Here is a 24,776-nt window from a genome sequence, read left to right as displayed (position 1 = left end):
ACCTCACCACCCGGCGGCCTGGTTGACGTTGTCATCCGCCGGCTTGACGCCCAGTTTGCCGGCCACGTAGTCCGCAGCCTGATCCGTCAACCCGTTGACGGCATACAGATTGTGCGCATTGTTGTCGCTACCGGTCGGCGAGCAGACCGGATCCTCCGGGATGCACAGGTCGTCCGTCTTGCCCACGTACCGCGAGCCCACCGTGATCGGCGGCGCCCCGGTGTAGATCATCTGCAGGAAACCGCTCGAGGGCTTGCCGAACAACGCCACCGCGGCGACATGGTCAGCCACATCCGCGGGCAGCGGGCCGGTGATGCTCGGCGGCAACACGAACCCCTGCGGCACCGCATCCGCGGTGATGTACGCCGCCACCGCCGCGCCCTGCGAGAAGCCGCCCAGCACGATCTTGGTGTCCGGGCAGGCCGCAACCGTGGCCCTGACCTTGTTGCTGGCGTCTGCGACTCCGTCGGCTGCGGTCGCAAAGTCAAGCGACGCCGGGTAGTTCACCGGGTAGACATCGACCGACTTTCCGCCGGTCCTGGCCCGCAGCGCATCCACGAACGCGTCCCCGACGCCGCCGATGCCCGGCGGTTCGAAGGTGCCCCTGGCGAATACCACCTGTACGTCCGAACAGGCATCCGCAGAAGCCTGTCCCGCGACGGCGATGCACCCGCCGGTTACGAACACTCCCGCTGCCACCGCACTCAACCAACGACCGATCCGGTTCATTTCCGACCCCACAACTTGTCCGTACCAACTACTCCTCGATACCCAAGATCAAGTCGGCGCGAATCCTTCCGGGTGTGTGATCTACAACACTCCGACGGGCGGGGTGGGTGCGTTGAAGTTGCTACGACGCGGCTCCGACGCGCTGGCGTTCGCGCTTCTCGTCGTAGAACCGGGCGCGCTCGTCGACCGCTTCGAGGAACTGGGCGAGCTCCTCGCGGGCCTTCTCGCCCTCCGGCCCGAAATCGGTCCGGTCGAAGATGCGCCAGAAGCGCAACACCGGTTGCACCACGTCGTCGTGATGGACCCGCAGGTCATAGATCCCGGCCTTGGCGATGGTGATCGCGTTCTGCGCGAAGTCGGCCATGCCGAGACCCGGCATCGCGAAGTTCACCACCTCATCGCGGATGGCCTGCATCGCGGCGTCGGGTGCGATGTCCAGCGCCGCCGCCATGAGGTTGCGGTAGAACACCATGTGCAGGTTCTCGTCGGCAGCGATCCGGGCGAGCAGCTGATCGGCGATCGGGCAGCCGGAAGCCCGCCCGGTGTTGCGGTGCGATACCCGGGTGGCCAGCTCCTGGAATGACACATACGCCATCGCGGCCAGCGGCGTCTTGTCCCCCGAGTCGTACCCGGCAACCGTGTGCGCCATGCGAAGGCGTTCCAGCGCAACAGGATCCACTCCGCGGGTGACCACCAGGTAGTCCCGCAGGGCGATGCTGTGGCGGCCCTCCTCGGCCGTCCACTGCCCGACCCAGGTGCCCCAGGCGCCGTCGCGCGAGAACCGCGTGGCGATCTCACGGTGATACGACGGCAGATTGTCCTCGGTCAGCAGGTTGACCGTCATGGCCACCTTGGCGACATGGTCCAGCGGCGAATCCTCGGGCTGCCAGTCTTCCCCGTCCAAGAAGGCGAAGTCGCGGCCCCGGCTCCACGGAACGTAGTCGTGCGGAAACCATTCCCGCGCCATCGACAGATGCCGGTCGAGGTTACTTGCGACAACCGGTTCCAACTCGTGGAGCAATCCGGTTTGAACGTCCATCCCAGTCCTCCCAAACGTGCTTGGCGCATCAGCGCGACGTCTGAAACCTACGGTACCGTAGGTTACGGTAGCGTAGGTTACGTTTGAGTGAAACGGAAGTAATCGTCCCGTCGCCCCACGTGTGACCCGCGCCCGCGCGTGGTCCTACTATCCACGAAACCAGCTGTCGCACTTTCTGATTCGACGACCGCATCCCCGTAGCAAAACCCGACACTAGGCTCGTCGGCATGTGTACGCGAGTCATGTGGCCGGACGCCGGCGACGCGGTCCTGGTCGGCAGGAACATGGATTTCCACCGTGACCTGATGACAAACCTGTGGAAGCAGCCCCGTGGCGTCACCCGGGACGACGCGGTCTCAGGCAAGCTGACCTGGACCTCGAAGTACGGCAGCGTCGTCGCGACGGCCTTCGACATCACGTCCGTGGACGGCATCAACGAGGCCGGACTGGCGGGGCACATCCTGTGGTTGGCCGAATCCACCTATGGCGAGCCCGACGACTCGCGCACCCAACTGGGCCAGGCCATCTGGCTGCAGTACTTCCTGGACAACTTCGCCACCGTCGCCGAGGCCACCGCCTGGATCGCCGAGACCGACGTGCAAGTGGTGCAGATGGACGATCCCACCGGCGGCGTGCGGCCCGGCCTGCACCTGGCCCTCGACGACGCCACGGGCGACTCGGCGATCATCGAGTACGTCGACGGCAAGGCGCGCGTCTATCACTCGAAGGACTACCGGGTGATGACCAACTCACCGACCTTCGATCAGCAGCTGGAACTGGTGAAAGCGTTCACCGGTCTCGGTGGCGACCAGCCGATCCCGGGTTCGACCCTCGCCAGCGACCGCTTTGCCCGCGCCTCCTATTACGTCGGCCGCCTACCCAAGCCGGCAAGCCAGGTGGAGGCCATCGCGAGCATGTTCTCGGTGATCCGTAACGCCGCGCAGCCCTTTCGGATCCCCGATCCGGGCAAACCAGACGCCTCGCAGACCATTTGGCAGGTGGTGCTGGATCTGACCAACAAGCGGTACGTCTACGAGTCGACCACTCGCCCCAACATCGTGTGGGTGGATCTGGCCGATCTCGACTTCTCCGAGGGCAGCCCGCAGCTCAAGCTCGACCTGATCGGGGAGCTCGCGGTGCAGGGCGGCATCGCCGGCAATGTGGCCGACAAGTTCGCGGACAAGGGACCGATGACATTCCTGTCCCTCAAGCTGATGGAGACGCTGGAAGCCACGGCGCAGAAGGGCACGTAACGAGCAGGCAACTGGGTTGAACATCTCCACGAGCGGCGCCAGCTGCTCGGACATAGACTTTGCTCCATGTTCAGCAACCGGCAGATCTTCCGCGACCCGCCCGTCGAGCTGACTTCCGCTCAGGAGTTGTCCGCCAACCGGGCGGCACGACGCGCGGCGCGGGAATCGCGGCGATCACTGCGAACCGCGCGCGGGCAGTATCGGCGGTACCGCAGAGATGCCGGCCTGGCTTATCTGGACTGGCCGCGCTGGCATGCCGAGTACCTCGACGAGTACCGCGGTGGTGGCGGGATCGCCGAGGGCGGCGCCCAGGTGGGCACGAACGTCCCGGGAGACGCGCTCTAGCAGCCGGGATCGACGCCCGAGTTAGCCACACCGGTAGCCGTCGGCGATCGGTGACCGCGACTTTCCCGAAAGGCTGTGACTTTTCTGAAAGCGAATCTCCCGTTCGCTCAGTAGGTTTCTCCATGGTTTGCTCCGGGCCACCGGCCCCGACCGTTCTCGAGCATTGAGGAGATCCCGTGCTGAAGAAGTTCGCCGCCGCCGGCGTGTTGGCGTTGGGCGCCGCGCTCGCCACCTCGACCGGTGTTGCGCATGCCGATGACGTTGTTGTGCGAGACGCCAACGGAATCCCGTGGAGCTGGCCCACCGAGGCATCCTGCATCAAGGACGGTCCCGACCAGCACCTCCAGAACAGCGACGACGACGCCTTCCTCAAGTACTGGTACTGCATCCAGCACGACGACGGCCTGTGGTACCTGCACAACACGGACAGCCCGACCGAACGCGTCGGGTAGCGCAGCAGCCCCGGTCGGGGGTTCCGGGGCTGCTGCGCTCGGCGGTATCTCAGGTCTGCGATGGAATCAGACCATCAGCCTTCTGGTGCGGCGGCGTCGGCGCCGAGGCGGGTTCGCTCGGGCGTGGTGCCGGTCCAGCCGCGGTAGGCACGGTAGAAGGAGCTGGCATCCTGGTAACCGACCAGCAAGGCGATCTGCGCAATGCTGGTGTCCCCGGTGGTCAGGTAGTGGCGGGCGAGGTTTTCCCGGGTGTGACCGAGTACGGCTTGGAAGCTGACACCTTCCGCCTGGAGTTCGCGTTGCAGCGTGCGCGAACTCACCGCGAGCCTGCGGGAAACGCTCTCGATGTCAGCTTGACCGGCCGGCAGCGTTTCGAGGAGCACTGTGCGTACGCGTTCGGCCATGGACGAGGATCGGGGTAGTTCGGACAACCGAGCGTGCAGTTGCGGCGAGAAGTAGGACCACATCTGGGCGTTTTCGGTGACGAACGGTAGGTCGGCGTCGGCATTGCCGAACAAGACCGCATCGGTTGGTCCGGCCTCGATGTCCACTCCGAGGTAGCCGCGGATCGTCGCGCTCGGGGGTGGGGGATCAGTGGCCTGGACCCGTAGCGGTTGCACGGGCTGACGGGTACCCAGCCGCGCCAGTGCTACCCAGAACAGCAACTCGACGGTGACGAATACCGTCGGCGGAGGTGTCGCGGTCCGCCACGTGTAGTTCACCGCCGTGCCCGCATCAGTGCGGTCGACGGCGATTGCGATGGGACCGATCAAGGGTTTGAACTGTGCGATGCGTCGCGCGGCGGTGATGAGGTTGGGACTGCACAGGGCGGCGAAGATCGGCGGGTCGAAACTCTCGGCGCTCAATGCGCCGGCGACGGCGACAGGTAGCGCGTCTCGGTCGCTCTCCTCTTCGAGAGCACTCCAGAAGGCAAAGTACTGCGTGCTGCTGAGTTCTCCTGTGCCGCGGGAGAAGAAGTCGGCCGGGAGTTGCGCGCGCTTCAGGACGGCATCGACCGAGACGTCCAGGTCGGTCAACAGTGACCGGACCGCCGGGGTCAACACGAACATGCCTGAGCTGGTTTCCATCCCGGCGAGTGTACGAGGTCTCACCGGTTTCAGATGTGGCGTGATTCGCTATCGAAGTGACGCGTTCTGTTAGTGACGGGTCCCCGCAAGCACGCCTACCGTTCGACCCGACATGTACCGCTGGACTGTGTCCGTCACCGATAAGAGGATTTCGTGAACAAACACGCTGCGCGCATCGTTGGGGTTGTCCTGTTCGGTTCCGCGCTCGCCACCTCGACCGGTGTTGCGCATGCCGATGACGTTGTTGTGCGAGACGCCAACGGAATCCCGTGGAGCTGGCCCACCGAGGCATCCTGCATCAAGGACGGTCCCGACCAGCACCTCCAGAACAGCGACGACGACGCCTTCCTCAAGTACTGGTACTGCATCCAGCACGACGACGGCCTGTGGTACCTGCACAACACGGACAGCCCGACCGAACGCGTCGGGTAGCGCAGCAGCCCCGGTCGGGGGTTCCGGGGCTGCTGCGCTCGGCGATATCTCACGTCTGCGTCCGGACATCGAAACTCCGGCCATTTCCCGAACATTGCCCAATGCAACGACTTTCGAGAGGTAGCGATGTCGAAGAAGATCCTCATCACCGGCGCCAGCTCTGGTTTTGGTCACGGAGCCGCGATCGAGCTGGCCCGCGCCGGGCACACCGTCGTAGCGGCCGCCGAGACCTGGCCGCAGGTGCGCAGCCTCCGCGCCGACGCCAAAGCAACAGGGGTCGAACTTGAGGTGATCAAGCTGAACCTGCTCGACGACATCGACATCGCCCACGCAGCGAAGTACGACCCTGACGTCCTCGTACTCAACGCTGGTGTGATGGAAGCCGGGGCAATCGTCGACATCCCAATGGAACGTGTTCGAGAGTCCTTCGAGATCAACGTCTTCGGACACCTCGCCCTGGTACAAGCCATCGCGCCGAAGATGGTCGCTCGCAAGTCCGGCAAGGTGGTCTGGACCTCGTCGATGGGCGGCATCCTGGTGGTTCCGTTCGTGGGCGCGTACTGCGCCACCAAGCACGCCATCGAAGCCATCGCTGGGTCGATGAAGGCCGAGCTGGCGCCCCACGGCGTGCAGGTCGCCACGGTCAACCCGGGCGTCTTCGGAACCGGCTTCAACGACACGGGCGCGGAGAGTTACGTCCAGTGGTATGACCGCGACACCGCGGTCGTGCCGATGCCCGACTTCGGCGACAGCCTCTCCGACCAGGCCGATCCCCAGGAGATGATCGACGCGATGGTCGAGATCATCCCCGCGGACGAGCACCTATACCGCACCATGCGCCCCTTGGCCACGATCGACGCCGCCAAGCAGTGGCAGGAGACGGAGTGGGTCCAGAATGCCTGAGATCACACTCGAACACGCGAACCGCCTGATTGCAGAAGGCATCGCGACCGCCGAGACCGAGGGGCTGAAGGCCGTCTTCGCGGTGCTCGACAAGGGCGCGAACCTAGTTGCCTTTGTTCGCATGGACGGTGCGTGGCTCGCTTCCAACGAGCTCGCCATCGCCAAGGCGCGCACCTCGGTGATGTTCCAGGCTCCGACTGCCGCGATGGCGGCCCCACTGGAAATTGGGAAGCCGGCACTGCATTTCGATCACATCCACGCGCCCGCCCTGTTGCTGGTGGGTGGCGGAGTCCCGCTGTTCGACGGTGAGATGGATCTGATCGGCGGCCTCGGGGTATCTGGCGGGACACCTGAACAGGACGCCGCGCTGGCTGAAAAAACAGCCAATTGGGCGACTCGTTAGCGGGTGAGGAGTGGGAGATGAATGTCGTTGGGCGGGCGCTGATCCGCGCCTCGATGGCTAGCGCGATCGTCGGAGGATCGTTCCTGACGGCGAGCACTGCCGCGGCCGACGAGATCCTGCCGACAGGCCCCAACGGAGTCACCTACATCCGGACAGAGTCGGGGCGCACGCTGTGCGGCATCGAGGGAGATCACGTGAACTGCACGGTGCAGTTCACCGACCCGCCGATGTCGAGCTCAGGCGACGTCGCCAATTCGGTGACGCTCAACCAGAATGGCAGCTTCACCTACCTTGCTGCCGACCTCGGACATATCGACCCGGTTCACACCGTCCACTACGACCAGATCTACATCGCCAACGGCTGGGCAGTAGAGGCATTCAACGACGGCACCCGGTTCACCAACAACCAAACCAACGAGGGCTTCTGGGTGAGTGTCACCGAAGTCAGTTCGCTCGGACAGGTGTCAACGGGCGAATAAACCTGCCGGACAACGAGGGCGCTACTGCCGATGCGGCACCGGAAGCGGGTATCACTCCTGCTCGCCCCCGACGACTGGGGCTGCGTCGAAATGGCCAAGGAACTCACACCCATCGATCCAAGTGTCAGAACGACGTCAGATGTCACGCCTCGGCGCGACCCGCCCACATGGCTCGCCGGTAGGCCGTCGGAGTGACGCCCACGCGCTGCTTGAACGTTGTGGAGAAGTGACTCGGCGTGGAAAACCCGACCAAAGCGCCGATTTCGGTGATGGACATCGGTGCGGACGCCAGAAGCAGCTTGGCTTCGGCAATGCGTTGTTCCAACACAAACTGGTAGGGCGTCATGTGAAACGCCTTCCCGAACGCGTGACGAAACGTGTCGAGCTTCATCTCAACCAGTCCGGCCAGCGTCGGAAGGTCCACCTCCGAGCTCAGGCCGTCGCGGATGAAGTCGACGAGCCGCTGCTGTTCAACGCGACTCAGCTCCCGCCCCGTCCGCGACGGATTCGGCGCAGCTGCCACGCCATAGCGGTCGAGCACATGCAGACGCAGCCCGTCGGCGAGAGTCTCTTGCAGCAGCCGCGCCGCCATGTCACCGCGGCCGTCCAGGCTGAGAATCCGCTCAACCATGTTGCGGACCAAGGGATCCTGTTCGCCCACTGCCGGTCGCAGCGTATTGCGTCCGATGACTCGAGTGGGAAACGTGAGTTGAACGAAACTGCACTGCGTTTTCGTCGCCGAGGCAGCCGACCGCTGTTCGGCCGGAACCACCCAGACATCGCTCACTCTCGGGGCAATGCGTCCGCCGCGCCCATTCCCGAACTCGACTTCTTTCGACCCTGCGTAGCCGCTACGCCAAACCAGCATCTTGTGGCCGGCTCCGGAAAACGACCAATCCACCGACTCAGCGAACTGCTGATCAACCACTTCGACGTCGATCCCCAGCACAGTGACGTTGCGCGGCGAAACACCGCCCTCATAGCTTCTGGCGGTCACGACAACAGGCCAGCGGCGAGGTCAGCTAACACACCGGCGATGTTAACGTCCGGGGCGGGACGAACTTGTAGCGAACCTCGCGAAACGCGTCGATGCGATGAAAATCCGGTTGCCGCGAGCACTCAGCGGCAACCGGATCGCGCGTCCACGACGCCTATTCGTATGACGCGTAGCGACAATAGACGTTTTGCGTTCCGCGGCGCTTTCGGAAATGCACCGGCAGACTTTTCAAAAACCAGCGTCGCACATCGGTGGCGCGGGACACCGTCGGCTACTTCGTGCCTGTCTCGACCCCGGCGCTCCGCTGCGGGCCAGTTGCCCGCGGAGAAGCGGGTCACCACTCCTCGTCGTCATCGTCCTCGAGGGGCGGGCGCGGCTCGCGCATCACCGAGAGCGCCCAGACGACGCCACCGATCAGCGCCGCTACCATCGCGTAAAAGAGCAGTTGCCCTGCCAATGCGGCCACTCAATGCTCCTCGAAGTCGTTCAGCGGTGACGGAAGGGATTTGATTCGATCACATAGCGGCTAGTTAATGTGGGCGGTGTGGGGAGGCCGCAAGCCTCCCCACACCGATCAGCACTAACTGGCTGGCCTGTCCAGCTTGCAAAGTTAGGTGACAGTCGTGTTGGTGAGCGTCGGAGAAGGATTCGGGTAGCACGCGGTTGCGGCGTTGAAGTTGGAGCCAATGGCTGGTTTCAAGGTAGTGGTGAAAGTCATGCCGGGGCTCGCGTAGCTGGTGCCGGCATACTTGCTGGTAATTGAGCCAGCGGCGCTAGCCTTCACGTTGATGGTGACCGCAGGCGGGGTGTACGTCGAACCGCCGGGGATTGGACCGGGAACGGTGAGCTCGACATTACTGCCCACGAGGGCTGTCGTGCCCGGGTGAGTTCCGCCGGATGCGCTCGATGAGACATATGTCGAGTTCGCCGGGACCGGGATAAGCATCTTCATATTGCTGATACTGACGACCGTAACACCGGTGACTGGGGTCGTCGGAACCGTCGATGAACCCGGTGCAATGGTAATAGCCACGGGAGAACCCGCGGTTACCGAACCCGGCGCGGTGCCCGTCACCGAGGTTGTCATACTCGACGTTTGGGGGAGGCCCAAAACCGTAGCCTGACAACTCCAATTCACAGAGACGGCCGCATTTGCCGTCCCGGCGAAACAGAGTGCGGCGGCAAGGGCCATCGGAGTGATGGCGGCAGCACGAATCAGCGTGGACGTATTCGCTCGCATTATTTCTCCAAGAGGTGAAGGTAAACGACGTGGCCAGGTAGCCACGCCGAGGTAATACCAAGAAAAGATAACTCGCCTTCGACGAAATTCCGTGCACATTTTCAACACGCTTCTATAGCGGTGTCGCATTCATTATTCACTTTTGAGAATTAACGAAAGAAAGTTATTAATACAAAGTTATTGCCATAAAAATATTGCACGCCAAAATCGTCGTGGGCCTGCACTCCGGGGTAGTACTCGATGAGGGCCCGGGTGCACGTTCGCGCTGTCCGATGTGCCATGGTCCGCCGTCGCAGGTGTTGCCTCGCCGATGTCGGCTGCCCTTGGGTCGGATCCCGTCTATGGCGGAGACTGCCAGCTGCTACCTAACCCAAATAGGGCGAATGAGTATGTGTCGCAACCAAGGCGGTGGCGAAGTTGGTCGTCACAAATTTTAGCTAAAGCGTCAAAATCGCCGCGGGATCGCCTCTGCCATCGGTATGGTCAGGCCCCATTACAAAGGCGAACCTTGGGGGAGGTCTTTCGTCAGATGGCAACCAAACTCTCTCAGATGGCTGTAGTCCTGAAGAGATCGCTGGATTCTCTTCACGGATCGGTCGATGACTTGGCGCGCGAAGTGGTGAGGGTGCTCGGCGTCAATCAGACAGATCGACGTGCCCTGGAACTCGTTCTCCTTGCAGACGAGAAGACCATGACGCCGGGACTGCTGGCCGACCGCCTCGGTCTCACCGCCGCCGGAACCACGATCGTTCTCAACCGCCTGGAGAATCTGGGCTACGTCAGTCGATCGCTAGATCCCACCGATCGCCGCCGGGTAATCGTGGTGGCCACGGATCTCGCTGCTCGCCGTATTTCGGATCTCGTCTCCCCGCTGTTGGATGAGGGCGGCAAGATGTTGGTGCGCCATTACAGCGCGGCGGAGATTGCCCTGATAGCCGAGTTCGTCACCCGTACGGATGAACTGCAACGAGCTCATCTGAAGCGGATGCGTGAATTGGATCCCTACCCTCATTAGCAGTCGTCGTCGATCGGGACTGCGGATTTAAGGGGTGTTTTCGGCCAGAAGCTGCTCGATCACTGTCGGCAACTCTGGACACCCGCGAATTAACCTGATACACCGTCGATTTCACCGTGATCGGAACCAACATTCCACGACCTGCCGCGTTTGAGCGTGCGCTCATCGTGGGGCCGGTCTTTGAAGCCGCTTGGGTGGCATCCCCCATATGAGCAAGATCGAGCCGACAACGGATATCGTCACGAACCATGGAACCCCTCCGCATCGTCGAGACGTCGACCGGCAATTATTCTCTCCTGCTCAATGCAGGGGAGACACCATCCGACGAAGCGGTTATGGCGCTCGACCACGAGCCGAACGGCTACTTCTGGGAGGGTGTCGCCCAGCGCGTGGCACCGGAGTTGGTCAAGCAAGTGGGGCTCGACAGCGAAGGTGGGATGTTCTGCGCGTACGGAGCCAACAGGGCCGTGCTCGAGCAACTCGGTGCCGCACTCGCCGTCGTGGTGAACGACCCCGCGAAGGTTCGCGATGTGGTCAGCTCCGCCGAGGCCGATGGCTTCGAGTTCGACGACTAGTCGAATGCTCATCTCCCCTGACGTGATCGACATCTTGGACCCGATGTCGGGCCTCGTCTCCGCTGGCGATATGGGCGGACGCATGACTTTCGCACTATGGCGAGACGGAGCAGTGCGTCTTCTCGACGACAGACTCGCCGAGATCGCTCAGCGAGAGCTCCCGCTGGAGGATGACGTCTGCGCCCTCGCGGCATCAGGCCTCGATGTGGTCGTACTCTCCTGCGCCGGGGGGCTCGTCATCGCCGAGCGGGAAGTCATCACGATGCCCGAAGTACCCGCCGACGCGGCTGCGCTCCTAGGCGGTCTACTCGTCGTCGCTGTCCCGGACGGTGACAGGCATCGGCTGCTCATGCTCGATTCCGCTACCGGGGCGATCCTCGATGAGCAGGTGATCGACGCCGGTGATGCTCGCGCCTCCCTGCATCCTCATCCCGCCGCAGATACAGCGATTCTTGAGATCGCCATGGGTCAGGATGGCGTTCTCGCCTTCCGCGTCGATGTCGAGGGATCGCGCCTTCGTCTGACCGAGATCCTCGCGGGAGATGATCCCGTGATCGCGGGCTTCAGTCCGTCGGGCGCGAGGCTGCTCGTAACCCCGTACAGCGACCCGCAGGCCGTGCGGGTGCTGTCGTGGCCGGATCTGGAGGAGACCTCACGACTCGATGCGAGTGACGTCGACGCCGAATACGGTTTCGGCCTCGCCGGCTGCTGGATCAACGACGAGCAAATCGCCGTTTACGCGACCGAGGACGCAATGATCGTCGCCGACGAGAACTTGGACTCGTCCGAACGCATCGTCCTGCCGATCGATTTCGTCGAAGAGGGAGACATCGAGAGGCTCACACATTTGGGTTCGGGGAACGTCGCCGTCGGCGCCTGGACGCCATCTGGTCGGCTCACCCTCGTCGTGCGCCTGATCGAAAGTTAGGGATGATTGCCCTCGGCCCCGGCGACCTGGACGTCGTGCTCGTCTCGGGCCGGTGAGCATCGTTGTCGGGCATCGGATCTCGCTTCTGCGAGCTGCCCGCAACCTCCGAACGGCTACCAGGAAGGCAGCCCATCTACAAGCCAGTCATCGCGCTGCCCCCTCGCGTGATCGATTCGAGCCAGACAACATTGCGCGATAGGGCGGACTCCACTACCGGATCACCTCGCCGCAGAGAATTGCAGGCGGTTCGTTACGACCCCGCCGTCACTTCCCGCTACATGTCGGATCGCTGCAGAACAAGCCAGCGCCGGTCGCGTTCAAAATCGGGGCGAGCAGGGAGAACTCGGTGCGGTTGTCTTCCCCCTCCGGCGACCCCCGCAGTATGCCGACCGCTGCAATCTCGTCGTTGCCGAGCTTGACATATGCGGGCGATCCGGAATCCCCTTCGGCGGAATACAGTTCGGCTTCAACACTCACGGGATTTTGTTCGAGCACCTTTCCGCACGTTTCGCCGCTGACGAACCCAAATTTGCACAACGTCACGTTGTTGTTCAGCAGGTACTCGTAGTCGAACACCTTGGTCACCCGGTACACCCCGGCGATCCCCGCATTGCCCTCCACGGACTCGGCCAGCGCAGGGTCGATCGCGATCACCGCGAAGTCCGACCAACCATCCGATCCGGTCTTGACGACTTTGTCGGGCGTGTCAGCGGTTTGGACGGTAGTGAACCGGCCCAGCTCCACCGGGGTATCTTCATCGGCCTTACGGGTGAAATGTGGCGAACCGTCACCTGGGCGGTCGCAGTGACCCGCGGTGAACCCGATCGGAGAACCGGAGACATCCCGGCCGAGAAAGCCGAGCGTGCACTCGTACTCGTCGTTGTTGGGACCATCGGCAGCGATGGCGGTCCCGGGAACGAAGTCGTCGAAGGATAACCAGTCATTGTTGGTGCCGGTCATCACCGCCGTCATATTCGGTTGATCCGCGGGCACAGTGGGATTGGGCCACAGCACCAATGCGACGCAGGCCACGACGATCACCGCCGCGACGCTCGCTCCGGTGATCACGACGCGGCGGAGGATTCGTCGTCGCGGCTTGGCCGGTGTCGACGCCGCGTACCCGGGCGGGATGGGTTCGTACCGCTCAGTCACTCGGACTCCTTTCGGCCGCCAGCAACCATATCCGGGGCTCCCACGGGACAAACTCCGACACGCAGCAACCCCCGCATCGCACTCGATCGCGGGGCGGCGGGGTTGCTGTACCGGTACGTTTTGCTTAACGGAGTACGGACCGGCCGGGTCTCGCCGAAGCGTTGCGGTACCTCCGTGACGGCGACACCTTCGTCATACACAGAATGACCGTCTCGCCCGCAACCTCGAAGACCTCCGCCGCACTGTCCGCGAACTCACCGCCCGCGGCGTGCGAGTCGAATTCGTGAAGGAAGGCATGGCGTTCACTGGCGACGACAGCCCGATGAACACGTTGCTCCTGTCGCTGCTGGGTGCCGTCGCGGAGTTCGAACGGTCCTTGATGAGTCCGCGACCAAGCTCGCCGCGGAGTATGGAATCAGCCGACAGAGCGTCTACAACTACCGCGCCCTCGCCGAGGCAAAGGAGAACGCCGCGTGACCAAGACCGACGCCGCAGCTGAAGCGCTCCGCGCCCGGTTCCGCCGCGAAGAGGCAGAGCTGCACGCCGCGGGTTACCTCACCGTCGCCGACGCCATGGAACTGCTTGGAGTCGCCCGCTTCACCGTGAACAGGATGATCGGCGACGGCCGCGTGCACCCGGTTCGCTACGAACACCGCTGGGTGACGAGGCCGGAGTCGATCAACGCCGTGCCTGCTGGCCGTAAGTCTGCAGTCGAGTGGCGGCGCGAGCACGGCTTCTTGTCCGTAGCCGAAGCCGCGGCGGAGCTCGGCATCACCCGCCAGGCTCTGAACGTGCGCATCAGCAGTGGGACGCAGGCGGCGGTGCGGGCCGGTGCGGATACGCCGGTTCCGGGCGCTTGGCTGATCCGCGCCGAGAACGTAGTGCGCCGCGCGGCGTAGACGTGGGAGTTCAGTCCCACCAGAAGTTCCAGTAGCCCCACTCCGCCAGGCCAAGGCGGAAGGCATCCGGTTTCATGCCCTGGTCGATGTTGTCCGGGCAGAAGGCGTAGTGCTCCCGCAGCAGCGCGTCGAGCTGCTGCTCCGACTCGGGCTGGCGACCCACCTGCACCGTCATCGTGTCGAACCCGATGCTCACCAGGACGGTTCCAAAGCGGTCCTCCCATGACCGCAGCACCGCAGAGAAATCCGCGCCGGATAGGGCGTAGTTCGTGCCACCCCACCAGCCCAGTGCCGCAGGGACATCCGCGGGACGGGCGACGGGCACCAGCAACAGGCCGCCCGCCTCGACGTCGAGCTGATCAGCCCGCAAGTCCGGTCCGGGCTGCGCGGGGGCCAGAGCGGTGACGGCTGACACGGTGGGTTCCTCGAACTGCTCACGCGTCAGAACCGACATCACATCGGGGATCTCGCCCGCCGGGCCATCCATCTCGCCGTCGCCCCACGGCTGTTGCAGGCCCTTGTCGCACCCCAGCGCCTGCAGCGGCCATAGACCGGTCTGCGGGAACACGGCGGCGAGCGAGCGGACCAGCTCGGTCAGTTCGTCCTCGGGCAACACCTCAGCGCTGATCCAGGCAACGGCGGCACCGCTGCCCTCCGTGGCCGTCACGATGCGGCCGGCAGGCAGCGCAACCCGTGCGAGCTCACGGGCGTCGGCGGAGGGCAGGGGCCCCGGGGTGGCGCGGAACATCGAATCTCCTTGATGGCTGTAAGCGGCGATTCTCTTCAGCCGCAGGTACTTCCGCAGACCTCACTGTCAGATCACGCCGGACACGTGGAGGGTCGCAACGAGGTCCAGGACGTGTAGCAGTCCGAGGATCAGGATCACCGCACCGACTGCGATGGGCCAGATCCCGCCGGAGTGCGGGTTTGATGTGCGGTGTACGTCCGATCGCGCCGTCCCGTCCGGATGCAGCAGGCGACGGTCGTCTTCGCGGTTCCAGCGAGCGCGGGCAACGCGTCGGCGAACACCGACTACGAGCAGCGCCACACCCGTGGCGGTGAACAACACTGCGCGGACCGCGGGGCCGATCCACGACGCGCCACCGCCCTGCGCGAGCACGTACTCAACCATCACCCGTCCCCCCTGATCCGCCTGTGCTAGTGGATGTCTCGTTCTCGTGACGTCGCCGACGAGAAGCGAGGTCGCCACTCGTCGTCTTCGTCGTCCGCTTCCTCAAGCGGCGGGCGCGGCTTGCGCATCACCGACACCGCCCAGACCCCACCGCCGATCAGCGCCGCGGCCATCGCGAAGAAGAGCAACTGTCCTACCAGTGCGGCCATCTCATCCCCCGGAGCAGATCAGTGCGGCACTTCGTCGAGACCGTTCGCGCTCAGCGTCTCCACCATCGCCGCGACCACCTGCTCGGCGGACCAGTCGTCAGGCGCCGAGATCAACTTTCCCCCATACAGTTCCGTCGCCGTGAGCCCGTCCGCGACCCGGCTGACCGCCCCGACCTCAGAGCTGATCCAGGTGCGGTAGCCGATCCCGATCTTCCAGTTCCCGCGGCGGGCTGTGCGGTTAGTCGCCGAGTCGGTCAACTTCAGTGTCGCCGGCTGCCACGTCGACGCGACCGCCGCGCACACCACGTCGGCGAGTTCGCCGGTGAGACTGCCTGGGGACTTCTCACGCAGCTTGATCGCGAGTGTGTGCATCGGGAGCCGTTCGGCGAGCACGCGGGCGCCTGCGGCCACGTGCATCTCCACGTACACGCCCGAACCTTCGCCCGACACGATGAAGGAGTAACCCTCCTCGGCCAAAGCCTCACCGCCCGGGTTACCCGCGGTGGGTCTGTCGCGGACCACTGAGCGGCGCACGACTTCTGCCAGGGCCTGGGCCGAGCCTTCCCAGCGATCACCCCTGTCAGTGGTCCACGCCGCGATGCCGAAGGCACGGCCGAGCGCGCCCAGTAGTGCGTCTGTCCGGGTCGCGATCCACTCGGGGGACTCGCCGGTCTCCACCCAGAACGAGCGCACGAACGCGTCGTGTGCCCAGACTGGTCGGACACGGGTCTCCAGGCTCATAGTGTCTCCATCGTAGTAGTTGGTCATGGAGCCTTCGGCGTGTAGATGACCGACACCTCGAACCAGTCGTTGGCCTCAACAACGTTGCGAATCGCCGCTGCCCCCAGGGGATCCGACACGTGGACCTCCAACGTGGCTCCCGGTGGCATTGCGCGAAGTTGGCGCGGAATCTCGTCGACGATGGTCCGCTCCATCCCCTGCGTCCACGGCTTGCCGGGTTCTGTCGCAAGCTTCGCGTATCCGTCCTTGGCGTCGAGGAACACCTCCTGCGTTCCTCGCAGATCGTGTCCGTCGAAGTGCACGGGGTTTCCGGTCTGAGGGTCAGTCCGGACGTATTCGGGGATTCGCCCGTCGGGGAGTCTCTCGGCGCCGGATATCTGCTCCTGGTAGGGCATCCAGTTCCGGTCCGGACCGCGGTCGACGTAGTGCCACCCCGGATTGGTGTTGCCCGGTTGCCATGTCTCCGGTGGCGTCGAGGGAGGCCAGCCCCCTGGGTAGTGGCCATCCCCAGACGTGTAGTGCGAGCCCTGGCTGGGGTCGAACACATCGGGCTCTGGGGGCTGGTGTGTCGGTGCGGAATCGGGCGCATGATGCTCGACCGTGGGCGGTGGCGTGTTGTGATCCACGGGAGTGTCGGGAGCCGAGTGGTGCGGTGCGTCTACGGGAGCATGACCCGCGGCGGGTGCATCGACAGGCGCATGGCCGCCGGAGGGTGCGTCGACGTGGTGTGTCGGTAGGTCATCGAGGTGGCGGGCCCCACCGGAGAAGATGTCGATGCCGTGTTCCAACCCTTCGGCGAGGGGCTTGCCGAACGGGAGCGGGAGCATACCGGCCGATTCGAGGATGGCTTGGGCCTTGTCTTCCGTGGAAGCCGTGCCCCAGTTGTTGAACGTGTCGATGGTCTTGGCCACGTCGGGTATCAGGCCGAAGGTGTTCTCGCTGAGCTGGTGGTTGGCGTCGGCGAGCCTGTCGGAGATGCTGGGCGGGGGCGGGAACGCTTGCTTGTCAGCGTCGGGCGGAAGCGCCGGAACCGGGACTGTCGGGCCACCGTTCGCCGCCGACGCAGCGCTGAGCTCCCGCAGAGCATTGGTCTGCTCAGTCAGCTCTCGCCGGGCGTCGAACACTTCCTGGGTCAACGACTTGAACTCTTCCGGACTCGGACCGGACCCGGCGCCCTGCACGTACCCCTGCCCGGCGGCAGCCTTCTGCTTGGCTTCGGCGGCGGCCAGGGTCTGCCGGGCGGCTTCCACCTTCGCGGCCTGCCGATCGATCGTCGCCTTGTCCGGGGCGGGCGGCAGCTGGCTTAGCGCGGGAGGCAGGCCAGGGTGCTTCTCGTCACCGGGCTTACCCTCAGCCGGCTTGTCCTCGGGATGATCGTTGGCACCCAGGAGGTCTCCGAGTCCGCCGTCGTCTGGGGCAGGCGGCTTCTCGTCGGGTTTCAGCCCGGACTTCTTGGCCGCGTCCTCAATGGATTTCGGCACCGCAAACGGGCCGATCTGCCCGGTCGCCTGCTCCGCGGGTTTGTCACCCGGCTCGTCTTTGCGGTCCTCGCCCGGCTTGTCCTGCACCTTGTTGTCGACCAGTTGCACGGTGGGCTCGGCGTCACGCCCGTCGCCCTCGTCCTCGAACCGGATCCCTTCCAAATCAGCGGATTTCGCCTGCAGGCGGTCACCGACGAGCTTGTCGGCCTGCATGAGTTGCTCGGCGGCCCAACGGATGTCCTCCGCGTGCTCGGCGAGGGCTCTATTGCGCTCGGCGATCGTGTTGATGTCGTACTCGCGGGTGTCGGTCACCGAGAGGTCTTCGCCGACGCTGAACCCGTCGTTCTCGGCGGCCGTGATCGCCTCCACCGCTTTGTCCTTGGCAGCCTTGATGTCCTGGGCGCCGTTCTCTGCGAGGTCGGCGGCCTCGCGCAGCACATCGCCCTGCCGGCCCACCACAGCGACATCCTTGGTTACCCGGTCGAGTGCGGCGTCTTTCGCGTCGCCCTCCCACGTCGTGCCGCCTGGGGAGGAGATATTCTGACGGTGCTCGTCGAAGGCGCCTTCGCTCGCGGTGGCCGCGGACCGCCAACTGGTTGCGGCGTCGGAGAGATGCGAAGTGCTCCACCCCTCGATCTCCGAGCGCGTCGGTAGAGAAGCGGTCGCGGCCGCTGACGTCACACGCTCACCGTGGTGATGGCGTCGCCGCCGTCTGTGTCGGTGGTGTCGTAGCGGGCGCTGCTCACCGAGAGATCCTCGGCCTGGCCGGACATCCGCGTCGACTGCCGGCTCTTCACCGACGCGAGTGCGGCATTGACGGCAGCGACCCCGACACCGCTCGGCTGTACTGATGCCGCGGCGTCAAGGGTCCCACCTGACAGCCCCGCTGCGACGTGGTCACTGTCGGCGCCCGCCGCCCGAAGACCAGCAGCATTCACCTGAAGTTCGTTTGCCACGCCCATCCCCCAAGTGACGTACACCTGGTTGTGAGGCTACCTCAAGATTTGCCCGCGTCCTCAAGATTTGCCCGCGTCAGTGCGCGAGATTGGGCCCGATGGTGATGCCTGACTCGACGGCGGAACCCAAACCAAACAGCGGTGGCGGAGGGATTTGAACCCCCGGACGGTGTTAGCCGTCTCTCGCTTTCAAGGCGAGTGCATTAGGCCGCTCTGCCACGCCACCGCCGACAAGAGTACGGGTTTCACACCCGGCCGATGTGAGCGGGCGGCGCTCCGTTCTTCAGAGCGACGCTGATCCGGCGACAGTTCTCGCCCATCGCCGCGATCTGCGGGCGTGACAGCCTGCCGAGGAAATGGGAGCGGACCCCCTGCCCGTAGGTCACCATTGCCTCGCGGACGGCGGCCCGGCCCTCCTCGGTGATGGTCGCAACCACCCCGCGTCCGTCGTCGGGACTAGCACACCTGGTCACCAGGTTCTGCACTTCCAACCGCCGGATCTGCCGGGTCACGCGACTGGGCAGCGACATCAGCCGTTCCGCCAGGTCGCCCATCCGCGCCGCACCGGTCGGCGACTTGTCCAAGATATCGAGCAGGCGCACATCATTGAGCGTCAGATGATGCGCGTCCACCAGCGACCGATTCAAGGTCGCATACATTCGCAGCGCCGAGTCGAGGTAGTTCTGCCATGACCTCTGCTCGGCGATGTCCAGGCCCGGCATGTCTCCCGCCGTGCGCCCCGCAATCATCCCCGCCATGGGCGCAATCGTAAGGGACGTCAGTATTGCTGCGCGCGAAAAATAGCGTGCTTGTAGCGTTCAATAAATGCATGCAATTATCGCCTCCGCGGACGGCCGTCTGACCTGGGAAAATGTCGCTGATATCACGGCAGCAAACGACGAGATTTTGATCCGGGTCCACGCCGCCGGTGTCAATCGGGCGGACTTGCTACAGGCGGCGGGCAAGTATCCACCTCCTCCGGGGGCCAGTGAAGTCATCGGTTTGGAGGTCTCCGGCACGGTCGCGGCGCTCGGCACGGACGTTACCGACTGGTCAGTTGGGCAATCCGTGTGCGCATTGCTCGCAGGCGGCGGTTACGCCGAATACGTCGCGGTGCCCGCCGCACAGGTGTTGCCATTGCCCGATGGCGTTGCCCTTTCGGAGGCCGCCGGACTGCCCGAGGTGGCGTGCACCGTGTGGTCGAACCTGGTGACCACCGCCGGCCTGACCGCCGGCCAACTGGTCCTGCTGCACGGCGGCGCCAGCGGCATCGGCACTCACGCCATCCAGGTGGCGCACGCCCTCGGTGCCCGAGTGGCGGTGACCGCCGGATCCGCCGACAAGCTCGCACTGTGCCGCGACCTCGGCGCCGACATCACCATCAACTACCGCGACGAGGACTTCGTCGAACGGGTGCGGGCGGAAACCGGTGGCGCGGGGGCCGACGTGATCCTGGACATCATGGGTGCGGCCTACCTGGACCGCAATGTCGACGCGCTCGCCGACGGCGGCCGGGTGGTGATCATCGGCATGCAGGGCGGCATCAAGGGAGAGCTCAACATCGCCAAGCTGATCGGCAAGCGGGCCGGCGTGATCGGGACGGCACTGCGGTCGCGTCCGGTCGACGGCCCCGGCGGAAAAGCGCGGATCGTCGCGGCGGTGACCGAAAACGTGTGGCCGATGATCGCCGACGGACGGGTGCGGCCGATCGTCGGCGCCGAACTGCCCATCGCCGAGGCCCAGCGCGCCCACGAGCTGCTGGCCTCCGGGGAGGTGGCGGGGAAGATCGTGCTGACGGTCTGATCGCGGTCAGCCGAGGGAGGCCAGCGCGCGCACCAGCTGGTCGACCTCGGCGCCGGTCGAGTAGTGCGACAGGCCGACCGTCACCGCGCCGCCGATGTCGTTGACGCCGATCACGTCGAGCACGCGCGAGCTGGCATTCGACAGCGCCAGGATGCCGTTGTCGGCCAGCCGCTGCACCACCCGCTCGGCCGGGATGTCCCGCACCACGAAGCTGAGCACCGGAATCTGCGATTCCGGCCTGCCGATCACCATCACGAGCGGCAGCGAGCGCAGTGAGGCCACCAGGTACTCGAACAGCCGGTCCAGGTAGGCGCCCGCCGACTGCATGGAGACCGTCAATCGTTCACGCCGCGAGCCGGTGGCCGTGTCGTCGAGGTTGGACAGGTACTCAATGCTGGCCACCACGCCGCCCAGTAGGCCGTACTGGTGCATGCCCACCTCCAGGCGGGCCGGACCGGTCGCGTGCGGGTTGAGCGACACCGACGCCAGAGAATCGATCACCGACGGGTCGCGGAAGATCAGCGCACCGATCGGCGGCCCACCCCAGGGCACCGCGTTGAGCGCGACGACGTCGGCCTCGATCTCGTTGATGTCGAGCAGCCGGTACGGGGCCGCGGCCGAGTGATCGACCACCACCATGCCGCCGACCTCGTGGGTGAGCTTGGTCACCTCACCCAGATCGGTGACAGTACCCAGCGTCGACGAGGCCGACGCGATGGCCACCAGGCGGGTGGGCTTGTCGATCAGCCCTTCCCACTGCCAGGACGGCAACTCGCCCGTCTCGATGTCGACCTCGGCCCACTTCACCTTGGCGCCATAGCGATTCGCGGCTCGCAACCACGGCGCGATGTTGGCCTCGTCGTCCAGACGGGTGACCACGACCTCGTAGCCCAGCCCGACCCGGGACGACGACGCCTCGGCCAGCGCGTTGAGCAGCTGGGCGCGGTCCGGGCCGAGGACCACTCCCCGCGGATCGGCGTTGACCAGATCCGCTACCGCCTGACGGGCAGCGGTGAGAACGGCCGCACTGCGGCGGGCGGATGGGTGCGGTCCCACGGCGGTGGGCATCGAGCCACGGAAGGCGGTAGAAACCGTCGTCGCGACGGAATCGGGCACCAACATGCCGTTCTGGGCATCGAAGTGAACCCACCCATCGCCCAGAGACGGGTGCAAGCCACGCACCCGGGCGACGTCGTATGCCATGCCAGCCACCTTAGAGCGTCCGCAAATATCACAAACCGACACGATTTGGTGAGCGCCCGACCGCACGTTTGCACTTGAAGAGACCATGCTCGGACCGGGTCGCCCTGGGCAGCCATACTAGTCCAGTGGGCTTCGGGTTCGGAGTGCTAATCGCACTGTTTTTGCTGGTGATCCCCGGGGCGCTGATAGCCAGGGCGGGCGGACTGACCGTGTCGGCGGCGGTTGCAGTGGGTCCAGCCTTGACCTACGGCACTGTTGCACTGACGATCGTCCCGCTCGGCGCAATCGGCGTGCCGTGGAACGCATGGGCAGCTTTGTTTGCTGTGGCCGTCATGTGCGCGGTTGCCGCCGGATTGCGCAAGGTGCTGTCCCGCTACCGCGACCGGGACGCCGAAGCATCCGGCACGACGACACGCCCGGCCGCACTGGTTGCGGCCGGTGTGCTGCTGGGCGCGGCCCTGATTGCCGCCGCGGCTTTTGCCGGACTGGTGAACTGGCAATCCATCCCGAGCACCTGGGACTCGGTGTGGCACGCGAACACCATCCGTTGGATCCTCGACACCGGCCAGGCCTCCCCGACGCACATGGGCGAACTGCGCAACGTCGAAACCCACCAGGCGCTCTATTACCCGTCGGCCTTCCACGCCCTGGCCGTCGTCTACTNGCCGCCGCGCTGTCGGCGTCGTTCACCGCGATCCCCTACGTGGAATTCGACGTCGCGGCGATGCCCAACCTCGTGGCCTACGGGCTGGCGGTCCCGGTGTTCGCGCTGATCGTGTCCACGCCGGCGCACCGCGACCGAATCCCGCTCGCCGTGCTGGCCACCGTCGGCGTCTTCTCGGTGCACCTGACCGGCGGCGTGGTGACCGCCCTGCTGGTCGGCATGTGGTGGCTGGCAGACGCGCTGTGGCGGCCGGTGCGCAGCCGCGGAGCCGACTTCCTGGCCCTGGCCGCGGTCGCGGTGCCGAGCGGGCTGATCATGCTCCCCCAATTTCTGGGTGTCCTGCAGCAGGCCGACATCATCGTCGGGCACGCCTTCGTCAACCACCTCGGCAAGAAGTACTCACTGTTCGCCGCGGTCTTCCAGCACACCCGCCACCTCAACGACTTCCCGATCCAGTCGGCGTTGATCGGCCTGGCCGTGATCGGCGGGCTGGTGCTGCTGATCAAGAAGATCTGGTGGCCGCTGGCGATCTGGCTGATCTTGATCGCGTCGATCGTGCATTCCGGGGCACCCTTCGGCGGGCCGCTCGGAACCCTCACCGGGACGTTCAGCGACCTGTTCTACAGCGACCCGCGGCGCCTGTCGGCGGTGGTCACCATGCTCTACGCCCCGATGGCGGCGATCGGCCTGTGCGCAGTGGTGCTGCTCGGCGTCATGGCACTGCGCCGCGCCGGCGCCCGGCCGGCCTGGGTCCGGGGCACCGCCGTCGTCGTCCTGGTCGCCACCGCGGTCGGCCTGGCCTGGCACTACTTCCCGCGGCACAAGTTCCTGTTCGGGCAGAAGTACGACTCGGTGATGATCGGCGCCAAGGATCTGGAGGCGTTCGCCTACCTGGCACAGCTGCCCGATGCCCGCACCACCCTGATCGGCGACGCCAACACCGACGGCACCGCCTGGATGTACGCGGTGTCCGGGCTGCATCCGTTGTGGACGCATTACGACTACCCGGTCCAGCAGGGGCCCGGGTATCACCGGTTCATCTTCTGGGCATACGCAGACGATGCCGACACCGATCCGCGCGTTGCCGAGGCGGTGAAAGCGCTCAACATCCGGTACGTGCTCACCAGCACACCGGTGGTGCGGGGGTTCGTCATGCCCGACGGACTAGTGTCGCTAGACAGCTCACGGTCGTGGGAGAAGATCTACGACAACGGTGAGGACCGCATCTACCGCTGGCGCGGCGAGAACGCGGCCACCAAGAAGAACTGACACGAGACCGAACCGATCCAAGGGAAGGCCATGACCATCAACCCCGACGACGACAACATCGAGATCCTGGCCAGTACAGCCGGCGAGGGCGACGCCGACGCTGACGGCAAGTCGCTGACCGACCTCGTCGAACAGCCGGCGAAGGTCATGCGCATCGGCACCATGATCAAGCAGCTGCTCGAAGAGGTGCGCGCCGCTCCCCTGGACGACGCGAGCCGCAACCGGCTGCGCGACATTCACCGGACCAGCATCACCGAGCTCGAGGACGGCCTGGCCCCCGAACTTCGGGAGGAACTCGAACGGCTCACGCTGCCGTTCACCGAAGAAAGCGTGCCGTCCGATGCCGAGCTGCGCATCGCTCAGGCCCAGCTGGTCGGCTGGCTGGAAGGCCTGTTCCACGGCATCCAGACGGCGTTGTTCGCCCAGCAGATGGCGGCGCGCGCCCAGCTCGAGCAGATGCGTCAGGGCGCACTCCCGCCAGGGCTGCAGGGCCCGGGCGGACAGCGCGGCGGCCCGGCGCATCCCGGCACCGGCCAGTACCTGTAGGTCAGCTGTTGTCTGATCCGTACATCTCGACGCGCGACGCGTGGGTGGAGTTCCCCATCTTCGACGCCAAGACGCGCTCACTGAAGAAGGCGTTCCTCGGCAAGGCCGGCGGCGCCATCGGACGCAACGAGTCCAACGTCGTCGTCATCGAAGCGCTGCGCGACATCACGATGTCACTGAAGATGGGTGACCGCGTCGGCCTGGTCGGCCACAACGGTGCGGGCAAATCCACACTGCTGCGGCTACTTTCGGGCATCTACGAGCCCACCCGCGGCTCGGCGACGGTCAACGGCCGGGTGGCCCCGGTGTTCGACCTCGGTGTCGGGATGGACCCCGAGATCTCGGGATTCGAGAACATCATCATCCGCGGGCTGTTCCTCGGGCAGACCCGTAAGCAGATGCTGGCCAAGGTCGACGAGATCGCCGAGTTCACCGAACTCGGCGAGTACCTGTCGATGCCACTGCGCACCTACTCGACCGGCATGCGTGTGCGTCTGGCCATGGGCGTGGTGACCAGCATCGACCCCGAGATCCTGCTGCTCGACGAGGGCATCGGCGCCGTCGACGCGGAGTTCCTCAAGAAGGCGCAGTCCCGCCTGCAGAGCCTGGTCGAGCGGTCCGGAATCCTGGTGTTCGCAAGCCATTCCAACGAATTCCTGGCCCGGCTGTGCAAGACCGCGATGTGGATCGACCACGGCACGGTCAAGATGACCGGTGGGATCGAGGAAGTCGTGCGGGCCTACGAGGGCGAGGACGCCGCGCGCCATGTGCGTGAGGTGTTGGAGGAAACGGCCCGTGGCTGACGAGCGCTTGCGCGAGGAACCGTCAAAGCCTGACGAGCGC

Annotated in this window: 29 protein-coding genes, 1 tRNA gene and 2 pseudogenes; 16 read left to right on the top strand and 16 right to left on the bottom strand. The window is 65.2% G+C overall.

Features of this window, described 5'->3' with window-relative positions; translation table 11 throughout:
* Positions 1 to 3: 3 nt before the first annotated feature.
* Together BN4332_RS25020 and BN4332_RS25015 are read right to left on the bottom strand one after the other, a co-directional pair.
* Positions 4 to 729 carry a cutinase family protein gene (locus BN4332_RS25020; RefSeq protein ID WP_066902163.1) on the bottom strand — a complete coding sequence of 242 codons (726 nt, stop codon included), beginning with the start codon at positions 727 to 729 and terminating at the stop codon, positions 4 to 6.
* 121 nt (positions 730 to 850) lie between these two features.
* Positions 851 to 1,768: an acyl-ACP desaturase gene (locus BN4332_RS25015; protein WP_066902162.1), complete on the bottom strand. Its 918-nt coding sequence runs from the start codon at positions 1,766 to 1,768 to the stop codon at positions 851 to 853.
* 227 nt (positions 1,769 to 1,995) lie between these two features.
* Between BN4332_RS25015 and BN4332_RS25010 the strand changes: the two genes are divergently transcribed.
* From BN4332_RS25010 to BN4332_RS25000, 3 genes are all read left to right on the top strand, one after another.
* On the top strand, positions 1,996 to 3,021 hold the full coding sequence (locus BN4332_RS25010) for a bile salt hydrolase (RefSeq protein WP_066902161.1): 1,026 nt from the start codon (positions 1,996 to 1,998) through the stop codon (positions 3,019 to 3,021).
* A 66-nt stretch (positions 3,022 to 3,087) separates the two neighbouring features.
* Complete coding sequence (locus BN4332_RS25005) at positions 3,088 to 3,366, top strand: hypothetical protein (protein WP_066902160.1); 279 nt, start codon at positions 3,088 to 3,090, stop codon at positions 3,364 to 3,366.
* A gap of 176 nt (positions 3,367 to 3,542) precedes the next feature.
* Positions 3,543 to 3,818 (top strand): hypothetical protein, encoded by a 276-nt coding sequence (locus BN4332_RS25000; RefSeq protein ID WP_066902159.1) that lies wholly within the window; start codon positions 3,543 to 3,545, stop codon positions 3,816 to 3,818.
* A gap of 74 nt (positions 3,819 to 3,892) precedes the next feature.
* Here the strand turns inward: BN4332_RS25000 and BN4332_RS24995 are convergent, their stop codons facing one another.
* Positions 3,893 to 4,906, bottom strand: coding sequence for an AraC family transcriptional regulator (locus BN4332_RS24995; RefSeq protein WP_066902158.1), 1,014 nt, complete (start codon positions 4,904 to 4,906; stop codon positions 3,893 to 3,895).
* 174 nt (positions 4,907 to 5,080) lie between these two features.
* Between BN4332_RS24995 and BN4332_RS24990 the strand changes: the two genes are divergently transcribed.
* From BN4332_RS24990 to BN4332_RS24975, 4 genes are all read left to right on the top strand, one after another.
* Complete coding sequence (locus tag BN4332_RS24990) at positions 5,081 to 5,338, top strand: hypothetical protein (RefSeq protein ID WP_066902197.1); 258 nt, start codon at positions 5,081 to 5,083, stop codon at positions 5,336 to 5,338.
* Between the two features lie 126 nt (positions 5,339 to 5,464).
* The gene (locus BN4332_RS24985; RefSeq protein WP_066902157.1) at positions 5,465 to 6,241 is read left to right on the top strand and encodes an SDR family oxidoreductase; all 777 of its coding nucleotides are present in this window, start codon (positions 5,465 to 5,467) and stop codon (positions 6,239 to 6,241) included.
* Positions 6,234 to 6,644 (top strand): GlcG/HbpS family heme-binding protein, encoded by a 411-nt coding sequence (locus tag BN4332_RS24980; protein ID WP_066902156.1) that lies wholly within the window; start codon positions 6,234 to 6,236, stop codon positions 6,642 to 6,644. Before BN4332_RS24985 ends, BN4332_RS24980 begins: the two co-directional genes overlap by 8 nt.
* 17 nt (positions 6,645 to 6,661) lie before the next feature.
* Positions 6,662 to 7,123, top strand: a complete 462-nt coding sequence (locus BN4332_RS24975; protein WP_066902155.1) for a hypothetical protein — start codon at positions 6,662 to 6,664, stop codon at positions 7,121 to 7,123.
* A 142-nt stretch (positions 7,124 to 7,265) separates the two neighbouring features.
* Here the strand turns inward: BN4332_RS24975 and BN4332_RS24970 are convergent, their stop codons facing one another.
* The 3 genes from BN4332_RS24970 to BN4332_RS33360 all read right to left on the bottom strand — a co-directional run bounded on the left by BN4332_RS24970 (position 7,266) and on the right by BN4332_RS33360 (position 9,207).
* Positions 7,266 to 8,120: a helix-turn-helix transcriptional regulator gene (locus tag BN4332_RS24970; RefSeq protein ID WP_235654194.1), complete on the bottom strand. Its 855-nt coding sequence runs from the start codon at positions 8,118 to 8,120 to the stop codon at positions 7,266 to 7,268.
* A 334-nt stretch (positions 8,121 to 8,454) separates the two neighbouring features.
* Positions 8,455 to 8,586: a hypothetical protein gene (locus BN4332_RS34945; RefSeq protein ID WP_264076917.1), complete on the bottom strand. Its 132-nt coding sequence runs from the start codon at positions 8,584 to 8,586 to the stop codon at positions 8,455 to 8,457.
* Between the two features lie 144 nt (positions 8,587 to 8,730).
* Positions 8,731 to 9,207 carry a hypothetical protein gene (locus tag BN4332_RS33360; protein WP_235654193.1) on the bottom strand — a complete coding sequence of 159 codons (477 nt, stop codon included), beginning with the start codon at positions 9,205 to 9,207 and terminating at the stop codon, positions 8,731 to 8,733.
* A 703-nt stretch (positions 9,208 to 9,910) separates the two neighbouring features.
* Here BN4332_RS33360 and BN4332_RS24965 point away from each other — a divergent pair.
* The 3 genes from BN4332_RS24965 to BN4332_RS24955 all read left to right on the top strand — a co-directional run bounded on the left by BN4332_RS24965 (position 9,911) and on the right by BN4332_RS24955 (position 11,878).
* Entirely contained in the window at positions 9,911 to 10,375 is a 465-nt protein-coding gene (locus tag BN4332_RS24965) for a MarR family winged helix-turn-helix transcriptional regulator (RefSeq protein WP_235654192.1), read from the top strand.
* 248 nt (positions 10,376 to 10,623) lie between these two features.
* Positions 10,624 to 10,950 carry an Imm51 family immunity protein gene (locus BN4332_RS24960; protein WP_066902153.1) on the top strand — a complete coding sequence of 109 codons (327 nt, stop codon included), beginning with the start codon at positions 10,624 to 10,626 and terminating at the stop codon, positions 10,948 to 10,950.
* Positions 10,951 to 10,954: 4 nt separating this feature from the next.
* Complete coding sequence (locus BN4332_RS24955; protein WP_066902152.1) at positions 10,955 to 11,878, top strand: hypothetical protein; 924 nt, start codon at positions 10,955 to 10,957, stop codon at positions 11,876 to 11,878.
* Between the two features lie 264 nt (positions 11,879 to 12,142).
* Here the strand turns inward: BN4332_RS24955 and BN4332_RS24950 are convergent, their stop codons facing one another.
* Complete coding sequence (locus tag BN4332_RS24950) at positions 12,143 to 12,946, bottom strand: chymotrypsin family serine protease (protein WP_235654191.1); 804 nt, start codon at positions 12,944 to 12,946, stop codon at positions 12,143 to 12,145.
* A gap of 212 nt (positions 12,947 to 13,158) precedes the next feature.
* Here BN4332_RS24950 and BN4332_RS35635 point away from each other — a divergent pair.
* Together BN4332_RS35635 and BN4332_RS24940 are read left to right on the top strand one after the other, a co-directional pair.
* Positions 13,159 to 13,421: pseudogene (locus tag BN4332_RS35635) on the top strand (recombinase family protein); the annotation flags it as partial.
* Positions 13,422 to 13,503: 82 nt separating this feature from the next.
* On the top strand, positions 13,504 to 13,929 hold the full coding sequence (locus tag BN4332_RS24940; protein ID WP_066902150.1) for a helix-turn-helix domain-containing protein: 426 nt from the start codon (positions 13,504 to 13,506) through the stop codon (positions 13,927 to 13,929).
* 10 nt (positions 13,930 to 13,939) lie between these two features.
* Here the strand turns inward: BN4332_RS24940 and BN4332_RS24935 are convergent, their stop codons facing one another.
* The 8 genes from BN4332_RS24935 to BN4332_RS24900 all read right to left on the bottom strand — a co-directional run bounded on the left by BN4332_RS24935 (position 13,940) and on the right by BN4332_RS24900 (position 19,206).
* Positions 13,940 to 14,677, bottom strand: coding sequence for a DUF4253 domain-containing protein (locus BN4332_RS24935; protein WP_066902149.1), 738 nt, complete (start codon positions 14,675 to 14,677; stop codon positions 13,940 to 13,942).
* A gap of 66 nt (positions 14,678 to 14,743) precedes the next feature.
* The gene (locus tag BN4332_RS24930) at positions 14,744 to 15,061 is read right to left on the bottom strand and encodes a hypothetical protein (RefSeq protein WP_066902148.1); all 318 of its coding nucleotides are present in this window, start codon (positions 15,059 to 15,061) and stop codon (positions 14,744 to 14,746) included.
* A 26-nt stretch (positions 15,062 to 15,087) separates the two neighbouring features.
* A complete protein-coding gene (locus BN4332_RS24925; protein WP_066902147.1) occupies positions 15,088 to 15,270 on the bottom strand; it encodes a hypothetical protein in 183 nt (60 codons plus the stop codon).
* Positions 15,271 to 15,288: 18 nt separating this feature from the next.
* Positions 15,289 to 16,011 carry a hypothetical protein gene (locus BN4332_RS24920; protein ID WP_066902195.1) on the bottom strand — a complete coding sequence of 241 codons (723 nt, stop codon included), beginning with the start codon at positions 16,009 to 16,011 and terminating at the stop codon, positions 15,289 to 15,291.
* A 23-nt stretch (positions 16,012 to 16,034) separates the two neighbouring features.
* Positions 16,035 to 18,173 (bottom strand): Tox-REase-5 domain-containing protein, encoded by a 2,139-nt coding sequence (locus BN4332_RS33055; RefSeq protein ID WP_074133183.1) that lies wholly within the window; start codon positions 18,171 to 18,173, stop codon positions 16,035 to 16,037.
* A complete protein-coding gene (locus BN4332_RS24910; protein WP_235654305.1) occupies positions 18,170 to 18,454 on the bottom strand; it encodes a type VII secretion target in 285 nt (94 codons plus the stop codon). The genes BN4332_RS33055 and BN4332_RS24910 overlap by 4 nt, the downstream gene beginning before the upstream one ends.
* Before the next feature lie 133 nt (positions 18,455 to 18,587).
* A tRNA-Ser gene (locus tag BN4332_RS24905) sits at positions 18,588 to 18,674 on the bottom strand.
* 19 nt (positions 18,675 to 18,693) lie between these two features.
* Complete coding sequence (locus tag BN4332_RS24900; RefSeq protein WP_066902146.1) at positions 18,694 to 19,206, bottom strand: MarR family winged helix-turn-helix transcriptional regulator; 513 nt, start codon at positions 19,204 to 19,206, stop codon at positions 18,694 to 18,696.
* Between the two features lie 67 nt (positions 19,207 to 19,273).
* On the opposite strand from BN4332_RS24900, the gene BN4332_RS24895 reads away from it, so the two are divergent.
* Positions 19,274 to 20,251 (top strand): NAD(P)H-quinone oxidoreductase, encoded by a 978-nt coding sequence (locus BN4332_RS24895; protein WP_066902145.1) that lies wholly within the window; start codon positions 19,274 to 19,276, stop codon positions 20,249 to 20,251.
* A gap of 6 nt (positions 20,252 to 20,257) precedes the next feature.
* On the opposite strand, the gene BN4332_RS24890 is transcribed toward BN4332_RS24895, so the two are convergent.
* The gene (locus BN4332_RS24890; RefSeq protein ID WP_066902144.1) at positions 20,258 to 21,454 is read right to left on the bottom strand and encodes a cysteine desulfurase-like protein; all 1,197 of its coding nucleotides are present in this window, start codon (positions 21,452 to 21,454) and stop codon (positions 20,258 to 20,260) included.
* Positions 21,455 to 21,579: 125 nt separating this feature from the next.
* Here BN4332_RS24890 and BN4332_RS24885 point away from each other — a divergent pair.
* The 3 genes and pseudogenes from BN4332_RS24885 to wzt all read left to right on the top strand — a co-directional run bounded on the left by BN4332_RS24885 (position 21,580) and on the right by wzt (position 24,736).
* Positions 21,580 to 23,387 (top strand): annotated as a pseudogene (locus tag BN4332_RS24885) (DUF6541 family protein).
* A 30-nt stretch (positions 23,388 to 23,417) separates the two neighbouring features.
* On the top strand, positions 23,418 to 23,933 hold the full coding sequence (locus tag BN4332_RS24880; RefSeq protein WP_066902143.1) for a bacterial proteasome activator family protein: 516 nt from the start codon (positions 23,418 to 23,420) through the stop codon (positions 23,931 to 23,933).
* Between the two features lie 8 nt (positions 23,934 to 23,941).
* A complete protein-coding gene (wzt, locus tag BN4332_RS24875) occupies positions 23,942 to 24,736 on the top strand; it encodes a galactan export ABC transporter ATP-binding subunit Wzt/RfbE (protein ID WP_066902142.1) in 795 nt (264 codons plus the stop codon).
* Positions 24,737 to 24,776 lie beyond the last annotated feature (40 nt).

The sequence above is a fragment of the Mycolicibacterium houstonense genome (assembly GCF_900078665.2).
In the GTDB taxonomy this organism is placed as follows: domain Bacteria; phylum Actinomycetota; class Actinomycetes; order Mycobacteriales; family Mycobacteriaceae; genus Mycobacterium; species Mycobacterium houstonense.
Note: the sequence above shows the minus strand (reverse complement) of the source record. Positions and strands in the feature narration are given on the sequence as shown.

Bases quoted from the DNA above. Each gene is read 5' to 3' on its own strand.
- BN4332_RS25020 (WP_066902163.1), bottom strand. From the start codon at position 729: ATGAACCGGATCGGTCGTTGGTTGAGTGCGGTGGCAGCGGGAGTGTTC.
- BN4332_RS25015 (WP_066902162.1), bottom strand. From the start codon at position 1,768: ATGGACGTTCAAACCGGATTGCTCCACGAGTTGGAACCGGTTGTCGCA.
- BN4332_RS25010 (WP_066902161.1), top strand. From the start codon at position 1,996: ATGTGTACGCGAGTCATGTGGCCGGACGCCGGCGACGCGGTCCTGGTC.
- BN4332_RS25005 (WP_066902160.1), top strand. From the start codon at position 3,088: ATGTTCAGCAACCGGCAGATCTTCCGCGACCCGCCCGTCGAGCTGACT.
- BN4332_RS24995 (WP_066902158.1), bottom strand. From the start codon at position 4,906: ATGGAAACCAGCTCAGGCATGTTCGTGTTGACCCCGGCGGTCCGGTCA.
- BN4332_RS24985 (WP_066902157.1), top strand. From the start codon at position 5,465: ATGTCGAAGAAGATCCTCATCACCGGCGCCAGCTCTGGTTTTGGTCAC.
- BN4332_RS24980 (WP_066902156.1), top strand. From the start codon at position 6,234: ATGCCTGAGATCACACTCGAACACGCGAACCGCCTGATTGCAGAAGGC.
- BN4332_RS24975 (WP_066902155.1), top strand. From the start codon at position 6,662: ATGAATGTCGTTGGGCGGGCGCTGATCCGCGCCTCGATGGCTAGCGCG.
- BN4332_RS33360 (WP_235654193.1), bottom strand. From the start codon at position 9,207: ATGACAACCTCGGTGACGGGCACCGCGCCGGGTTCGGTAACCGCGGGT.
- BN4332_RS24965 (WP_235654192.1), top strand. From the start codon at position 9,911: ATGGCTGTAGTCCTGAAGAGATCGCTGGATTCTCTTCACGGATCGGTC.
- BN4332_RS24960 (WP_066902153.1), top strand. From the start codon at position 10,624: ATGGAACCCCTCCGCATCGTCGAGACGTCGACCGGCAATTATTCTCTC.
- BN4332_RS24955 (WP_066902152.1), top strand. From the start codon at position 10,955: ATGCTCATCTCCCCTGACGTGATCGACATCTTGGACCCGATGTCGGGC.
- BN4332_RS24935 (WP_066902149.1), bottom strand. From the start codon at position 14,677: ATGTTCCGCGCCACCCCGGGGCCCCTGCCCTCCGCCGACGCCCGTGAG.
- BN4332_RS24930 (WP_066902148.1), bottom strand. From the start codon at position 15,061: ATGGTTGAGTACGTGCTCGCGCAGGGCGGTGGCGCGTCGTGGATCGGC.
- BN4332_RS24925 (WP_066902147.1), bottom strand. From the start codon at position 15,270: ATGGCCGCACTGGTAGGACAGTTGCTCTTCTTCGCGATGGCCGCGGCG.
- BN4332_RS24920 (WP_066902195.1), bottom strand. From the start codon at position 16,011: ATGAGCCTGGAGACCCGTGTCCGACCAGTCTGGGCACACGACGCGTTC.
- BN4332_RS24910 (WP_235654305.1), bottom strand. From the start codon at position 18,454: ATGGGCGTGGCAAACGAACTTCAGGTGAATGCTGCTGGTCTTCGGGCG.
- BN4332_RS24900 (WP_066902146.1), bottom strand. From the start codon at position 19,206: ATGGCGGGGATGATTGCGGGGCGCACGGCGGGAGACATGCCGGGCCTG.
- BN4332_RS24895 (WP_066902145.1), top strand. From the start codon at position 19,274: ATGCATGCAATTATCGCCTCCGCGGACGGCCGTCTGACCTGGGAAAAT.
- BN4332_RS24890 (WP_066902144.1), bottom strand. From the start codon at position 21,454: ATGGCATACGACGTCGCCCGGGTGCGTGGCTTGCACCCGTCTCTGGGC.
- BN4332_RS24880 (WP_066902143.1), top strand. From the start codon at position 23,418: ATGACCATCAACCCCGACGACGACAACATCGAGATCCTGGCCAGTACA.